The following is a 13,068-nucleotide window of genomic DNA, read 5'->3' on the forward strand; positions in this document are numbered from 1 at the left end:
GCGGTCACGAACGGCCGCCCCGGATCCAGGACAGCGACCTCTCGCCACCACCCCGCGACGACGTGCGGGTGTCCCGACCGCTCGTCGGGAGCCGCGGGGCGGGATCGGTCACGGCCTCCCGTCCGGCTGGCGCGCTCCGTGCGCGGCTCACCCCGCGCTGGTCGCGGAAGGTGTCGGCCCGCGCGCGTCGGGACGGCATGTCCTGCGATCACCGCGGTGCGCGAGCGGCACGTCCTGCGACCCACGCGCGCGCGTGTCGGCCGGGAGGCGAGGGGCGGATTCGCCACGGGCCTCCCGGCCGGTACGTGCGCACCGTGCGCGATCCGCTCTGCGCCGGTCGCGGGACGTGTCGGCTACGAAACCGCGCGACGGCACGTCGTGCGACCACCGCGGTCGGCGCCCACGTCGTGCGACCGACGCGGTGGGCGTCCACGTCGTGCGACCGACGCGGTCGGCGCCCACGTCGTGCGACCGACGCGGTCGCCGCCTACGTCGTGCGTCCGACACGCGTGTGCGCAGCGCGCCGCGCGGTCAGCCCAGGCGGATGCCGAGCAGGGCGTCGACGAGGTCGACGAGCTCCGGTGTCGCGGCCGTGCCGCCCGCGAGCGCGGTGTCGACCGCCGCGACCGCACCCGGCGTGTCGAGGTCGTCGGCGATGCGGGCACGGATGCGTGCGATCACGTCGGCGGCGTCGTCCGCGTGCGACGGCGCACCCGCTGCCCAGGCATCCCACGACGCCAACCGCGTCGTGGCGGACTCGAGCTCGGCCGGGAACCACTCCCAGTCGTCCGAGTACTTGTGCGACAGGAGTGCGAGCCGGATCGCGCGCGGGTCGGCGCCCTCGTCGAGGAGCCCGCGCACGGTGACGAGGTTGCCGAGCGACTTCGAGATCTTCTCGCCCTGGTAGGCGATCATCCCCGTGTGCACGTACGCGTTCGCCAGGGGCTGGTGCGCCAGTGCCGCGGCGTGCCCCGCACTCATCTCGTGGTGCGGGAAGGCGAGGTCGCTGCCACCGCCCTGCACGCTGATCGGCAGACCGAGCTTGTCGCCCGCGATGACGCTGCACTCGATGTGCCACCCGGGCCGCCCCGGTCCGAGGACGGTGTCCCAGCTCGGTTCACCGGCGCGTTCCGCACGCCAGAGCAGCGGGTCGAGCGGGTCGCGCTTGCCGGGCCGGTCGGGATCGCCCCCGCGTTCGGCGGAGAGGGCGAGCATCGTCTCACGGTCGAGGCGGCTCTCGTCGCCGAGCGCCCACGACTCGGTCGGACGGTTCACGTCGAAGTAGACGTCGTCGCCGTCGGAGTCGTCCGTGGGCACGTCGTAGGCGTACCCGGTCTCCTGCAGGAACGCGACGGCCTCGGCGACCCGGTCGACCTCGTCGGTGACGGCCACGTAGTCGTCGGGCGGGAGGATCCGCAGCGCCTCCATGTCGCGCCGGAACAGGTCGATCTGCGACGCCGCCAGCTCGCGCCAGTCGACGCCGTCGCGTGCGGCCCGCTCGAGCAGCGGGTCGTCCACGTCGGTCGTGTTCTGCGCGTACGCCGTGTCGAGCCCCGCATCACGCCAGGCACGCAGCAGCGAGTCGAACGCCAGGTACGTCGCCGCGTGCCCGAGGTGGGTCGCGTCGTACGGCGTGATGCCGCACACGTACAGTGCAGCGTGCTCGTCGCCGCGGGTCGGGTCGACCGGCTTACCCGTGGCCGTGTCGTGCACGACCGGACGGGGCCCGGAACCCGGGACGGACGGGACGGACGGGGCCTCCCAGGCCCTCACGGCTGGATCACACCAAGCGACAGCAACACGATGAGAACGATACCGAGTGCGATCCGGTAGACCACGAAGGGCATGAAGCTGCGCTTGCTGATGTAGTTCATGAACGCGGCGATCACGACGAAGCCGACGACGAAGGCCACGACCGTCGCCACGAGCGTGTCGACGAGACCGAACGGCGCTCCGGTGTCGCCGAGGCTCGTGGCCGCCTCGTACAGTCCGGACAGGAACACCGCCGGGACGGCCAGCAGGAACGCGAACCGCGCCGCGGCCGGTCGGGTGTACCCGAGTGCGAGGCCCATCGACACGGTCGCGCCGGACCGGGAGACCCCGGGGACGAGCGCGAGCACCTGCGCGAGCCCGATCAGGATCCCGCCGCCGAAGGTCATGTGCTCGATCCGCCGGGTCTTCTTCCCGACGACGTCGAGGACGCCCAGCACGACGCCGAACACGATGAGGACGATCGCGACGATCCAGAGCGACCGGAACGTCGTCTCGATCGAGTCCTTGAGCAGGACACCGGCGACACCGATCGGGATCGTCCCGAGGATGACCAGCCAGCCGAGCCGCGCGTCCGGGTCGTTCCGCGGCACCGATCGACCGGACAGCGAGCGGAACCACCGCCCGACGATCCGCGTGATGTCCTTCCAGAAGTAGATGAGCACCGCGGTCTCGGTACCGAGCTGCGTCACGGCCGTGAACGCGGCACCCGGGTCCTGCGCGTCGGGCAGGAAGAGCCCGACGATGCGCAGGTGCGCGCTCGACGACACGGGGAGGAACTCGGTGAGCCCCTGGACGAAGCCGAGGAAGATCGCCTCGAGGATGTGCATGGCACCGGCCTTCCGGAGGGAGGTCTGTCAGGACGCCGCCACGAGTGCGGTGCAGGACACCACTCGACGGCGACCCGGAAATGTATCAGTACGACGCGAACAGGTCCCCGAGGACGCGCCGCCCGAACGCGAGGGCGTCGAGCGGGACGCGCTCGTCCACACCGTGGAACATCGCCGGGAAGTCCACGCCGGCCGGCAGCTGCAGCGGCACGAAGCCGTACCCAGCGATCCCCAGGGTGGAAAGCGCCTTGTTGTCCGTCCCACCCGAGAGGAGGTACGGCAGCACCGGCGCACCGGGGTCGTGCCGCCCGAGGACGTCACGCACGGCATCCACCAGCGGGCCGCCGAAGTCCTGCTCGAGCCCGATGTCGCGGAAGGACATCACCACCTCGACGTCGTCGCCGGCCAGCTCGCGGACCCGCTCGAGGACGGTCTCCTCGTCGCCGGGCAGGCACCGGATGTCGATGAGCGCCTCGGCGGCGTCCGGGATCACGTTGTGCTTGTACCCGGCCTGCAGCACGGTCGGGTTCGTCGTCGTGTGCAGTGCCGCGTGGATGAACCGGGACGCCGACCCCGTGGCGAGGGCGACCTCGTCGGGACCGGTCACGGCGGGGTCGGCCCCGAGGAACCGCGCGACCTCGGCGACCATCGCGTCCGTCGTCGCCGAGAGTCGGACCGGCCACTCCTCGCTCCCGATCCGGGCGACCGCCGCTGCGAGCTTCGTCACGGCGTTGTCGCGGATCACGTGCGAGCCGTGCGCGGCCGTGCCCCGCGCGACGAGCTTGATCCACATCAGGGCCTTCTCGCCGGTCTGCAGCAGGTAGGCACGGCGGTCGCCGAGGGTGATCGAGTAGCCCCCGACCTCGCTGATGGCCGCGTCGGCGCCCGCGAAGACCTCGGGGTGCTCCGCCACGACGTGGTGGGAGCCGAGGACGCCACCGGCTTCCTCGTCTGCGAAGTAGGCGATCACGAGGTCACGCTCGGGAGCACCCTGCGCGGCGATGACGTCCGAGAGCGACGTCAGCATCATCGCGTCCATGTTCTTCATGTCGACGGCGCCGCGACCCCAGAGCATGCCGTCCTTGACCTCGCCGCCGAAGGGGTCCACCGACCAGTTCGCCGGGTCGGCCGGCACGACGTCGAGGTGCCCGTGCACGACGAGCGCCGGCTTCTCCGGGTCGCGTCCGCGCACCCGTGCCACCACGCTCACGCGGTCGGGCTCCGACTCGAAGAGCTGCGGCTCGAGCCCGAGGTCGCGGAGCTTCGCCTCGACGTAGTGCGCCGCCTCGGTCTCGCCGCGGGACTTCCCCTCGCCCCAGTTCGTCGTGTCGATCCGGATGAGGTCACGAGCGATCGACGCGGTCTCCTCGAGCTCGGTTCCGGCCGTCGTGTTCCCCTGGACGTCAGTCATGCGCCCCACGCTACCGGGCGGTCCCGACACCGCCGATCCGCGTCACTCCGCAGGACGCGCCCGGGATGCGTGGCCGTGTTCATGGGGCGTTCAGACCCGTGCTAGTGTCTTCTCTCGGCAGCAACGCCGGGGAGAATGCCCCGGAAGCGCCGCCAGTACAACAGAACAACACCTGTCCGGGTGGCGGAATTGGTAGACGCGCTAGCTTGAGGTGCTAGTGCCCGTATTAGGGCGTGGGGGTTCAAGTCCCCCCTCGGACACAAGAAACGGGATGCCCCCTGGCCGTTCGGCCCGGGGGCATTTCTTGTTTGTGCTTCCCGGCGAGCATCGCCATCGCTCCGCTCAGGGCGACGCCGCCTCTGCTCCGCCTACTCGCTTCGCTCGTGGCGTCCGTGTGGTCACCTCCGTGACGGTCGGTCGCGGCGCGTGGTCATCTCGTGCGTACGAGTGACGGCATTTCGTGCCGGGGAACGCGCGCGGTCCGACGTGGGACACGTCTGACGACGCCCGGGTCGTCGGAACGCACGCGTTCCGTGGAGCGGCGCCGCCCCGCGCGGGACGGGACGGACGGGAGGCACGGGGCGGGTCTGCGCCGTGCCTCCCGTCCGATGGGCGGTCACCGCGGACGACGCGAGCGGACGATCCGACGCACCACCAGGAGGCCGCCGGCCGCGACGGCCAGCCAGCCCCAGTTGGCGACCAGCGGATCGAGCGCCCCGTGCCGCCAGTCCCGCCGCGAGGAGCCGAGGCGGGATGCGACCGGGTGCCCGACGAGCTCCGCACGCACCCCCGTCTCGTGCACGACGCGGTCGGGTCGGCCACGCAGCGCGTCCGTCACCCGGTGGACCGCCACGTCGATCCGATCGCCGAGGACGAGCAGCAGCCAGTGCGCCAGGCGCCCCTCGCTGAACCGGGCGTAGGCGACCCGGCGGACCGCCCCGGCGACGCCACGCAGGGGCTGCGCCGTCCCGAACACCGGCGTGACGTGCGCGTGCTCGATCGACCGCTCGCGTCCCTCGGATCCGGGCTGCTGCGGCGGGACGTCCCAGTGCACGCCCGTCGCGGACCCGGCGGCGCGCGAGAGCTTGGGCACCGACGGGCGGTCGGCCGGGTCGAGGTCGCTCCCCCACCCGGGGATCCGGGCGCGGAGCTCGTCGGCGGTCGGGACGCGTCGGGGCGGGTCGGCGACGTAGGGGGTGTGGTCGGTCACGGTGTGCTCCTTCACGGGACGATGACGGGCTTGATGATCCCGTCGAGCTTCGAGGAGAAGAGGTGGTACCCCTCGGCGATGTGCTCGAGCGGGATGCGGTGGGTGATGATGTCGCTCGGCTTCAGGTGGCCGGCCTGGATGTGTTCCAGCAGCCTCGGCCACTGCCGCTTCACGGGCGCCTGGTTCGCGTGGATGGTGACGCCCTTGTTCATCGCGTCGCCGAACTTCACCGCGCTCGGGATCGGTCCGTACGCCCCGATCGCGGAGACCGTTCCGCCCTTCCGGACGCCGTCGATCGCCCAGTTGAGCGCGGTCGGGGAGCCTCCCTGGAGCTTGAGCTTCGAGGCCGTGACCTGCTGCGTGAAGTTGCCGTCGGCCTCCGCCCCGACGGCGTCGATCACGCTGTCGGCGCCGAGAAAGTCCGTCTGCCGCTTCATCTCGAGCACGACGTCGGGGACCTCGGCGAAGTTGATCGTCTCGGCGTGCGCGAAGGTCCGGGCCTTCTCCAGCCGGTGTTCGAGCTGGTCGACCACGATCACGCGGCCGGCCCCCATGAACCACGACGACTTCGCAGCGAACAGCCCCACCGGCCCGGCGCCGAGGACCACGACGGTGTCTCCTTCCCGAATCGAGGCGAGCTGGGCCGCGAAGTACCCGGTGCCGAGGGCGTCGGTCAGGAGCAGCGCGTCCTCGTCGTCGAGCCACGGCGGAATGACCTCTGGGCCGACGTCCGCGAACGGCACCCGGACACGCTCCGCCTGCCCGCCGTCGTAGCCGCCCGTCGTGTGCGAGTAGCCGTAGATCCCACCGACCGCGGTGGCGTTCGGGTTCACGTTGTGGCAGTTGGTGAAGAGTCCGCGGGCGCAGAACCAGCACGACCCGCACGAGATGTGGAAGGGCACCATCACCCGGTCACCGACGTTGAGGTGTGCCACCGACGGGCCGACCTGCTCGACGACGCCGATGAACTCGTGGCCGAACGTGTGGCCGACCCGGGTGTCGGGCATCATCCCGTGGTACAGGTGCAGGTCCGACCCGCAGATCGCGGCCCGCTCGACCCGGACGACGGCATCGTTCTCGTGCTCGATCCGCGGATCGGGCTTGTCCTCGACGCGGACCCGGTAGGGCCCGCGGTACGTCATGGCGCGCATGGACGCTCCTCTCGCTCGGAACGTCCACGCTCGTCGCGGGCGCGTCCGCGCCGACCCAGATCCGCGCACCCTGTCCACGCACGCTCGGATTCGCGGAACGCGCGCGTTCCGACGCCGCACCTGTCGATCGACCCGTGCCACGTCGGAACGCGCGCGTTCCGTGGGACGGGACCACGAACGGACGGGAGGCGCGGTGCCAGCTGGCACCGCGCCTCCCGTCCGTCAGGTGGGGGCGCCTAGGACGTGGAGGCCTCGACGACGTTGCGGCCCGATGCCGCGTTCCGTCTCCTCGCTCTTCGACGCCTCGACGACGTTGCGGCCCGATGCCGCGTTCCGTCTCCTAGCTCTTCGACGCCTCGACGAAGTTGCGGCCTGATGCCGCGTTCCGTCTCCTAGCTCTTCGACGCCTCGACGAAGTTGCGGCGCGGGTCCGTCTCCTTGATGAGGGAGGTCGCGTCGCGACCGGACACGGCGCCGGTGATCCAGCCGATGACGATGCGAGCCTTGCGGTTGAGCGTGGGCATCGCGTACACGTGGTAGGCGCGGTGCGCGAGCCAGGCGAGCAGGTTCGTCATCTTGACGCCCTTGATGTTCGCAGCACCCTTGCCGACGCCGTACGACGCGACCGTGCCGATCGACGGGTGGCGGTACTCCTCGAGGGGCTTGCCGGTGATCGTGGCGACGACGTTGTCCGCGGCGACGACGGCCTGACGGACCGCGTTCTGCGCGTTCGGCGGGTAGTAGGCGGGCTGCTTCTCGGCGGTGAGATCCGGGACCTGCGCGACGTCACCGAGACCCCAGACGCCCGGGACGACCTCGTGGGTGTCCTCGGACTCGACCTGGAGCTTCGCGTTCGCAGCGAGGTGCCCCTTCGGTCCGCGCGGCAGGTCGGTGGCGTCGAGGAGCGGGTTCGGCTTGACGCCGGCCGTCCACACGAGCAGGCCGGCGGCGAACTCGTCGCCGTCCGAGAGCTTGATGACACCGCCCTCGGCGCTCGGCATCGTGGTCTTCAGACGGACGTCGATGCCGCGGGCGCGGAGCGACTCGAGGGTCCACTTCGACAGCTCGGGGCCGACCTCGGGCGCCACGCGGTCGAGGGCGTCGATGAGGACCCAGCGCGGGTGCTCGCCCGCCAGCGAGGGGTACGTCTTGATCGCGGCCTGCGACACGTCGAACAGTTCGCCGATCGCCTCGACGCCGGTGTACCCGCCACCGACGAAGATGCTCGTCAGCAGGCGTCGACGCTCCTCCTCGTCACGGGTGGCTGCGGCCTTCGCGATGTTGTCGAGGAGCTTCGCGCGGACGTACGCCGCCTCCTCCACCGTCTTGAAGCCGACGCCGTACTCCTCCAGGCCCGGGGTCGGGAAGGTGCGCGTCACCGAGCCGAGCGCGACGACGAGCTGGTCGTACCCCAGCGTGCGGTCGTCACCACCGGCGGTCGAGATCGAGACGGTCTTGTCCTTGGACGAGATCCCGGTGACCTTCCCCTGGATGACCCGGGTCCGCTTGAGGGCGCGACGCAGCTCGAAGGTGACGTCCTTCGGCGCGATGTGGCCGCCGGCGACCTCCGGCAGGAACGGCAGGTACGTGTAGTAGGTGTTCTGGTCGACGAGCGTGATGCGCATCGGGACCGTCGCGGCGTGCTTCTGCAGCTGCTTGACGGTCGTGTAGCCGGCGGAGCCGCCACCGAGGACCAGGACGTGCGGGATCGAATCTGCCATGTGTCCGGTCTACCGGAGTTTCCCTGGTGGCGTCACCAAGCCGCGCCGTCGGTCCGTGGCGTCGTCGTTCGTCGGATCAGTACGGTCGTGGCATGACCTCCTCCATCACCGTCCGGCCCGCCGTGCTCGATGATGCCGAGCGCATCGCCTTCGTGCACGCGACCTCGTGGCGTGAGACGTACGGGCGCTTCGTCGACGACCCGGACCACAGCCCGTGGTTCGCGGTCGAGCCCCGGATCGCGATGTGGCGGACGAACCTGACCGAGCACACGTTCGACACGGTCGTCGCCCTCGACGGCGACGACCTCGTCGGGTTCGCCGGCACGCACGCGACGCCTCCGACGGCGGATGAGCAGCCGGTCCGGCCGGAGGAGCTGACGATGCTCTACGTCCTCGCCCTCGCGCACGGTTCTGGTGCGGGTCAGGCGCTGCTGGACGCCGCACTCGGTGAACGCCCGGCGTCACTGTGGGTGGCCGAGGACAACCCGCGGGCGAAGGCCTTCTACCGCCGCAACGGCTTCACCGCGGACGGCGCGACGTCGTCGTTCGGACCGATCGAGCGTGCGGTGCGGATGGTCCGCTGACGGGCACTGCTCGCCGGGCGGTGCTGGGCGCGCGGCGTCGCTGCTCGCCGGGCGGTGCTGGGCGCGCGGCGTCGCTGCTCGCCGGGCGGTGCTGGGCGCGCGGCGTCACTGCTCGCCGGCCGAACGCCCGGGCTCGACCGGAGCCTTCCGACGCCGGTACTGCAGGAGGTCCGCCGACCGGACGAGGCGGAGCGCCGTGACGAGGACCACTCCCCCGACGACGTTGAACGCGAGCGTGTAGCCGAACCACCCGAGCCACTGCCCGTAGGTGATCGACGCACCGGCCTGGATCGCCCCGAAGACGAGCAGCGAGTCGAGGATCGAGTGGAACAGCTGGAGGCCGGACAGCAGGAACCCGCCGATCACCGCCGCGACGATCTTCGCCGGGTCGGAGTCGGTGCCCTGCTGCATCCTGGTGACGAGGGTGATCGTGCTGCCGCCGAGCACGGCGAGGACCGCGACCTGCAGGCCGAACGGTGCGTCGACGTAGTGCCGCGCGGACTCCTCGAGCTCGTCGTGCCACTGCGGGAACGCCTGCACGACGAGCCACATGAACACCCATCCGCCGGCGAGGTTGGCGACGAGCGTCCCAGCCCAGAGCCGCAGGAGCTGTCCGACGGTGCCCTCGCGGGCGACGAGCGCGACGATCGGCATGAGGAAGTTCTCGGTGAAGAGCTCGCTGTGCGCCAGGTACAGCGCGACCAAGCCGACGCCGAACGCCAGCCCGGCGAGGAGGTGGTCCCCGGTCTCGTGCAGGACGGCGAGGTAGGCCATCACGCCGAGGCCGATCTCGAGTCCACCGGCGAACCCGGTCGCCAGCACGACCCGCGTGGTGCGTTGGAGCCGTTCGGCGCCTTCCTCGACCACGGCCTCGAAGGACTCGTGGATCTCGTCCTCGACGGGAGCGTCACTCTGGCCGACTTCGCGGCGTCGTTCGTCGGTCACCGCTCGGACGGTAGCCCCGCGGTCCTGTCAGTGCGCGCCACGCCGGTCGCGGAGACGCCACCACGCGGTCTCGGCGAGCTCGGGACCCGTGAACACCCCGTGCTGCGTCCGCCGCGACTCCGTGAGCGAGAACCGCCGCAGCCGGTAGCCGCCGCCGAAGCGGTCGATGATGGCCTCGGGGGAGGACTCCGGATCGCGCTTGACGAGCCACGTGCGGTCGTCGACGGGCTCGATCACCGGCCGGTCACCGTCGTCCGCCGATCCGGGAACGCAGCACGTCGATGCGCTTCTGGATCTGTTCGACGCTGGCCTGCGCGACGGCCGGACCGCCGCTGATCCGCCGCAGTTCGGCGTGGATCGCGCCGTGCGGCTCGTTCGAGTGACGTGACCAGATCGAGACGAGCCGCGCGAGCTCGGTCCGCTGCTCCTTGAGCGTCACGTACATCGGGCGGTCCTGCTCGGGGTTCGCCTTGGGCATCCCGTCCTTCGCCTGCCGACCCTTCGAGCGCTTGGCCTGCGACGCCTGGCGGGCGCGGAGCAGGTCGCGCACCTGGTCCGGTTCGAGCAGCCCGGGGATGCCGATGAAGTCGAGTTCCTCGAGCGAACCGACCTCTCCCCCGGACCCGAACTCACCGCCGTCGTAGAGCACGCGGTCGAACGAGGCCTGCGAGTCGAGCGCCTCGAACGGCTGGACCTCGAGCAGGCTCTCAGAGGCACGGTCCTCGCGGTTGGCCTCGGCGACCATCGCGTCCTCGGGGTTGTACATCCCGTCGTCGGCGTCCTTCGGACGGTCGAGCGCGTGGTCGCGTTCGAGCTCGAGCGAGGCCGCGAGGGCCATCAGCCCGGGGACGCTCGGGAGGAACACCGAGGCCGTCTCGCCACGTCGTCGGGCGCGGACGAAGCGGCCGATCACCTGCGCGAAGAAGAGCGGCGTGCTCGCGCTCGTGGCGTACACGCCGACGCAGAGCCGGGGCACGTCGACGCCCTCGGAGACCATGCGGACGGCGACCATCCACCGCGAGTCGCCCTCGGCGAAGGCACCGATGCGTTCGGACGCCGCGGCCTCGTCCGAGAGCACGACGGTGGGACGTTCCCCCGTGATCTGCGTCAGCATCCGTGCGTACGCCCGGGCGGTGGAGGTGTCGGTTGCGATGACCAGGCCGCCGGCGTCCGGTACGCCGCGCCGCACCTCGGTCAGGCGCTTGTCGGCGGCGGTGAGCACCGCGGGCATCCACTCGCCGTCGGGCGACAGCGCGGTCCGCCACGCCTGTGCGGTGATGTCCTTCGTCACCTGCTCACCGAGCGACGCCGACATCTCGTCGCCCATGCGCGTCTTCCAGCGCATCTGCCCGGCGTACGCCATGAAGAGCACCGGACGGACGACGCCGTCCTTGAGCGCGCGCCCGTAGCCGTAGTTGTAGTCGGAGATCGAGGTGCGGATGCCCTGCTCGTCCGGGGCGTACTGCACGAACGGGATCGGAGCGGTGTCCGACCGGAACGGCGTGCCCGAGAGCGAGAGGCGGCGTGTGGCCTTCGTGAACGCCTCTCGGATGCCGTCGCCCCAGGTGAGCGCGTCGCCGCCGTGGTGGACCTCGTCGAGGATGACGAGCGTCTTGCCGCCGGCGGTGATGCGCTGGTGGACCTCGGGGTTCATGCCGACCTGGGCGTAGGTGATCGCCACGCCCTGGTAGTGGCGGCCGAACATGCCGTCGCCGTTCTTGAACATCGGGTCGATGCGGATGCCGACGCGGTCGGCGGAGTCCGCCCACTGGCGCTTGAGGTGCTCGGTCGGGGCGACCACGACGATCCGGTCGACCGTGCCGCGGGCGAGGAGCTCGGTGGCGAGCCGGAGCGCGAAGGTCGTCTTCCCGGCGCCGGGGGTCGCGGCGGCGAGGAAGTCACGGGGCTCGGTCTCGAAGTACTTCGTGAGCGCCTCGACCTGCCAGGCGCGGAGCTTCGACGCGGTGCCCCACGCGGCTCGGTCCGGGAACGCCGGCGAGAGGTGCTCGGCAGCGGCGTTGCCGGCGGCTTCGGCCTGAGCGGCGGCCTCGTCGTGCGGGCGGGCCGGAGCACCGGCGTGGTCGCTCGGGACGTGCTCGTCCGCCGTCGCCGACGCATCGCCCCACAGCGTGGCGGGCTGCTGCTGGTTGTCGTACTCCGCTGCGCTCACTTCACGCGATTCTACCGTCACGCAGGGTCCTGCCGAGCGTGCGGGGCGCGCTGTTCGGGCGCGTTCCGCACGAGCGATGCCGGTCGCAGCACACCCGCTCCGAAGCGCGCGGCGACCGCGTCGACCGTCGTCTCGGTCTCGCGCCACGGCGCGTCGTCGTCCCACAGGGCGTTGCTCGCTGCCGCCGGGACGAGGTTCTCGCCACGGACGCCGATGAGCCGGATCCGGTTGCCCGGCCGGTGCAGGACGTCGTAGAGCTCGACGGCTTCGCGGTGGATCCGCTTCGCCACGTCGGTGGGTTCGGCGAGCGTGCGCGAACGGGTGAGCGTGGTGAAGTCGGTGTAGCGGACCTTGAGCGCGACCGTCCGCGCCTGGACGTCAGCACGGCGGAGCCGCACCGCCACCTTGTCGGCGAGCCGAAGGAGCTCGCGGGCGACGTCGTCGCGGTCGGTGAGGTCGCGTCCGAAGGTGACCTCGTGCCCGATGGACTTCTCGCCGACGCCGGTCTCGACCGTCCGGGGGTCGCGCCCCCACGAGAGATCGTGCAACCGCTGCCCCCCGGCGGGCCCCAGCGCGGCGACGAGCGACGGCAGCGGTGTCGTCGCGAGGTCGCCGACGGTCCGGATGCCCCGCCGCTCGAGGGTCTCCTGCGTCTTGCCGCCGACGCCCCAGAGCGCGGACACGGGCTGCGGGTGGAGGAACGCGACGGTCTCGGACGCGGGGACGACGAGCAGGCCGTCCGGCTTGGCGCGGCTCGACGCGAGCTTCGCCACGAACTTCGTCGACGCGGCGCCCACCGAGCAGTGCAGCCCGGTCTGCTCGAACACCGCGCGCCGGATGGCCGCACCGATCTGCCAGGGCGTGCCGTAGAGCCGGAGGGCGCCGGCGACGTCGAGGAAGGCCTCGTCGATGCCGAGCCGCTCCACCCGTGGGGTGAAGCGGTCGAACACGCTCATCACGGCGGCGGACTGCTCGCGGTACTTCTCGAAGTGCGGCTCGACGATGACGGCGTTCGGGCAGCGACGCTTGGCGACGGCCATCGGCATCGCCGAGTTCACGCCGTACCGACGGGCCTCGTAGGTCGCTGCGGTCACGACGGAGCGGTCGGAGTCGTGCCCGACGATGACCGGCAGGCCGACCAGGTCCGGGCGGTCGAGCAGCTCGACGGAGGCGAAGAACGCGTCCATGTCGACGTGCAGCACGGTGGCGGTGACGTCGTCGACCGGTGCGTCGGAGACGAGCCGGTTGCGTCCGTCCTGCTTGCTCACAGGGCGAT

Annotated in this window: 11 protein-coding genes and 1 tRNA gene; 2 read left to right on the top strand and 10 right to left on the bottom strand. The window is 71.4% G+C overall.

Annotated features, from left to right (window positions below; translation table 11 throughout):
* Positions 1–531 precede the first annotated feature (531 nt).
* From mshC to ABC270_RS10860, 3 genes are all read right to left on the bottom strand, one after another.
* A complete protein-coding gene (gene mshC, locus ABC270_RS10850; RefSeq protein WP_412880809.1) occupies positions 532–1,773 on the bottom strand; it encodes a cysteine--1-D-myo-inosityl 2-amino-2-deoxy-alpha-D-glucopyranoside ligase in 1,242 nt (413 codons plus the stop codon).
* Complete coding sequence (locus ABC270_RS10855) at positions 1,770–2,600, bottom strand: undecaprenyl-diphosphate phosphatase (protein WP_412880810.1); 831 nt, start codon at positions 2,598–2,600, stop codon at positions 1,770–1,772. Before ABC270_RS10855 ends, mshC begins: the two co-directional genes overlap by 4 nt.
* Positions 2,601–2,685: 85 nt before the next feature.
* Positions 2,686–4,011 carry a M20/M25/M40 family metallo-hydrolase gene (locus ABC270_RS10860; RefSeq protein WP_412880811.1) on the bottom strand — a complete coding sequence of 442 codons (1,326 nt, stop codon included), beginning with the start codon at positions 4,009–4,011 and terminating at the stop codon, positions 2,686–2,688.
* Positions 4,012–4,185: 174 nt separating this feature from the next.
* Here ABC270_RS10860 and ABC270_RS10865 point away from each other — a divergent pair.
* A tRNA-Leu gene (locus tag ABC270_RS10865) sits at positions 4,186–4,271 on the top strand.
* 356 nt (positions 4,272–4,627) lie between these two features.
* On the opposite strand, the gene ABC270_RS10870 is transcribed toward ABC270_RS10865, so the two are convergent.
* The 3 genes from ABC270_RS10870 to ABC270_RS10880 all read right to left on the bottom strand — a co-directional run bounded on the left by ABC270_RS10870 (position 4,628) and on the right by ABC270_RS10880 (position 8,093).
* A complete protein-coding gene (locus ABC270_RS10870) occupies positions 4,628–5,221 on the bottom strand; it encodes a hypothetical protein (protein ID WP_412880812.1) in 594 nt (197 codons plus the stop codon).
* 11 nt (positions 5,222–5,232) lie between these two features.
* The gene (locus ABC270_RS10875; RefSeq protein ID WP_412880813.1) at positions 5,233–6,372 is read right to left on the bottom strand and encodes a zinc-dependent alcohol dehydrogenase; all 1,140 of its coding nucleotides are present in this window, start codon (positions 6,370–6,372) and stop codon (positions 5,233–5,235) included.
* Positions 6,373–6,764: 392 nt separating this feature from the next.
* Positions 6,765–8,093: an NAD(P)/FAD-dependent oxidoreductase gene (locus ABC270_RS10880; RefSeq protein ID WP_412880814.1), complete on the bottom strand. Its 1,329-nt coding sequence runs from the start codon at positions 8,091–8,093 to the stop codon at positions 6,765–6,767.
* Positions 8,094–8,185: 92 nt separating this feature from the next.
* Between ABC270_RS10880 and ABC270_RS10885 the strand changes: the two genes are divergently transcribed.
* Positions 8,186–8,677: a GNAT family N-acetyltransferase gene (locus ABC270_RS10885; protein ID WP_412880815.1), complete on the top strand. Its 492-nt coding sequence runs from the start codon at positions 8,186–8,188 to the stop codon at positions 8,675–8,677.
* Positions 8,678–8,782: 105 nt separating this feature from the next.
* On the opposite strand, the gene ABC270_RS10890 is transcribed toward ABC270_RS10885, so the two are convergent.
* From ABC270_RS10890 to dinB, 4 genes are read right to left on the bottom strand one after another with little or no spacing between them, the layout of a single operon-like run.
* A complete protein-coding gene (locus ABC270_RS10890) occupies positions 8,783–9,622 on the bottom strand; it encodes a formate/nitrite transporter family protein (protein WP_412880816.1) in 840 nt (279 codons plus the stop codon).
* A 27-nt stretch (positions 9,623–9,649) separates the two neighbouring features.
* A complete protein-coding gene (locus ABC270_RS10895) occupies positions 9,650–9,859 on the bottom strand; it encodes a hypothetical protein (RefSeq protein ID WP_412880817.1) in 210 nt (69 codons plus the stop codon).
* 7 nt (positions 9,860–9,866) lie between these two features.
* Positions 9,867–11,792: a DEAD/DEAH box helicase gene (locus ABC270_RS10900; protein WP_412880818.1), complete on the bottom strand. Its 1,926-nt coding sequence runs from the start codon at positions 11,790–11,792 to the stop codon at positions 9,867–9,869.
* 17 nt (positions 11,793–11,809) lie between these two features.
* Complete coding sequence (dinB, locus tag ABC270_RS10905; RefSeq protein WP_412880819.1) at positions 11,810–13,060, bottom strand: DNA polymerase IV; 1,251 nt, start codon at positions 13,058–13,060, stop codon at positions 11,810–11,812.
* Between the last annotated feature and the right edge of the window lie 8 nt (positions 13,061–13,068).

The organism is Curtobacterium phoenicis (assembly GCF_047238015.1).
Taxonomy (GTDB): Bacteria; Actinomycetota; Actinomycetes; order Actinomycetales; family Microbacteriaceae; genus Curtobacterium.

Excerpts from the sequence above, each read along its gene's own strand:
- ABC270_RS10885 (WP_412880815.1), top strand. The coding sequence starts at position 8,186 with ATGACCTCCTCCATCACCGTCCGGCCCGCCGTGCTCGATGATGCCGAG.
- ABC270_RS10880 (WP_412880814.1), bottom strand. The coding sequence starts at position 8,093 with ATGGCAGATTCGATCCCGCACGTCCTGGTCCTCGGTGGCGGCTCCGCC.
- ABC270_RS10860 (WP_412880811.1), bottom strand. The coding sequence starts at position 4,011 with ATGACTGACGTCCAGGGGAACACGACGGCCGGAACCGAGCTCGAGGAG.
- ABC270_RS10875 (WP_412880813.1), bottom strand. The coding sequence starts at position 6,372 with ATGCGCGCCATGACGTACCGCGGGCCCTACCGGGTCCGCGTCGAGGAC.
- ABC270_RS10855 (WP_412880810.1), bottom strand. The coding sequence starts at position 2,600 with ATGCACATCCTCGAGGCGATCTTCCTCGGCTTCGTCCAGGGGCTCACC.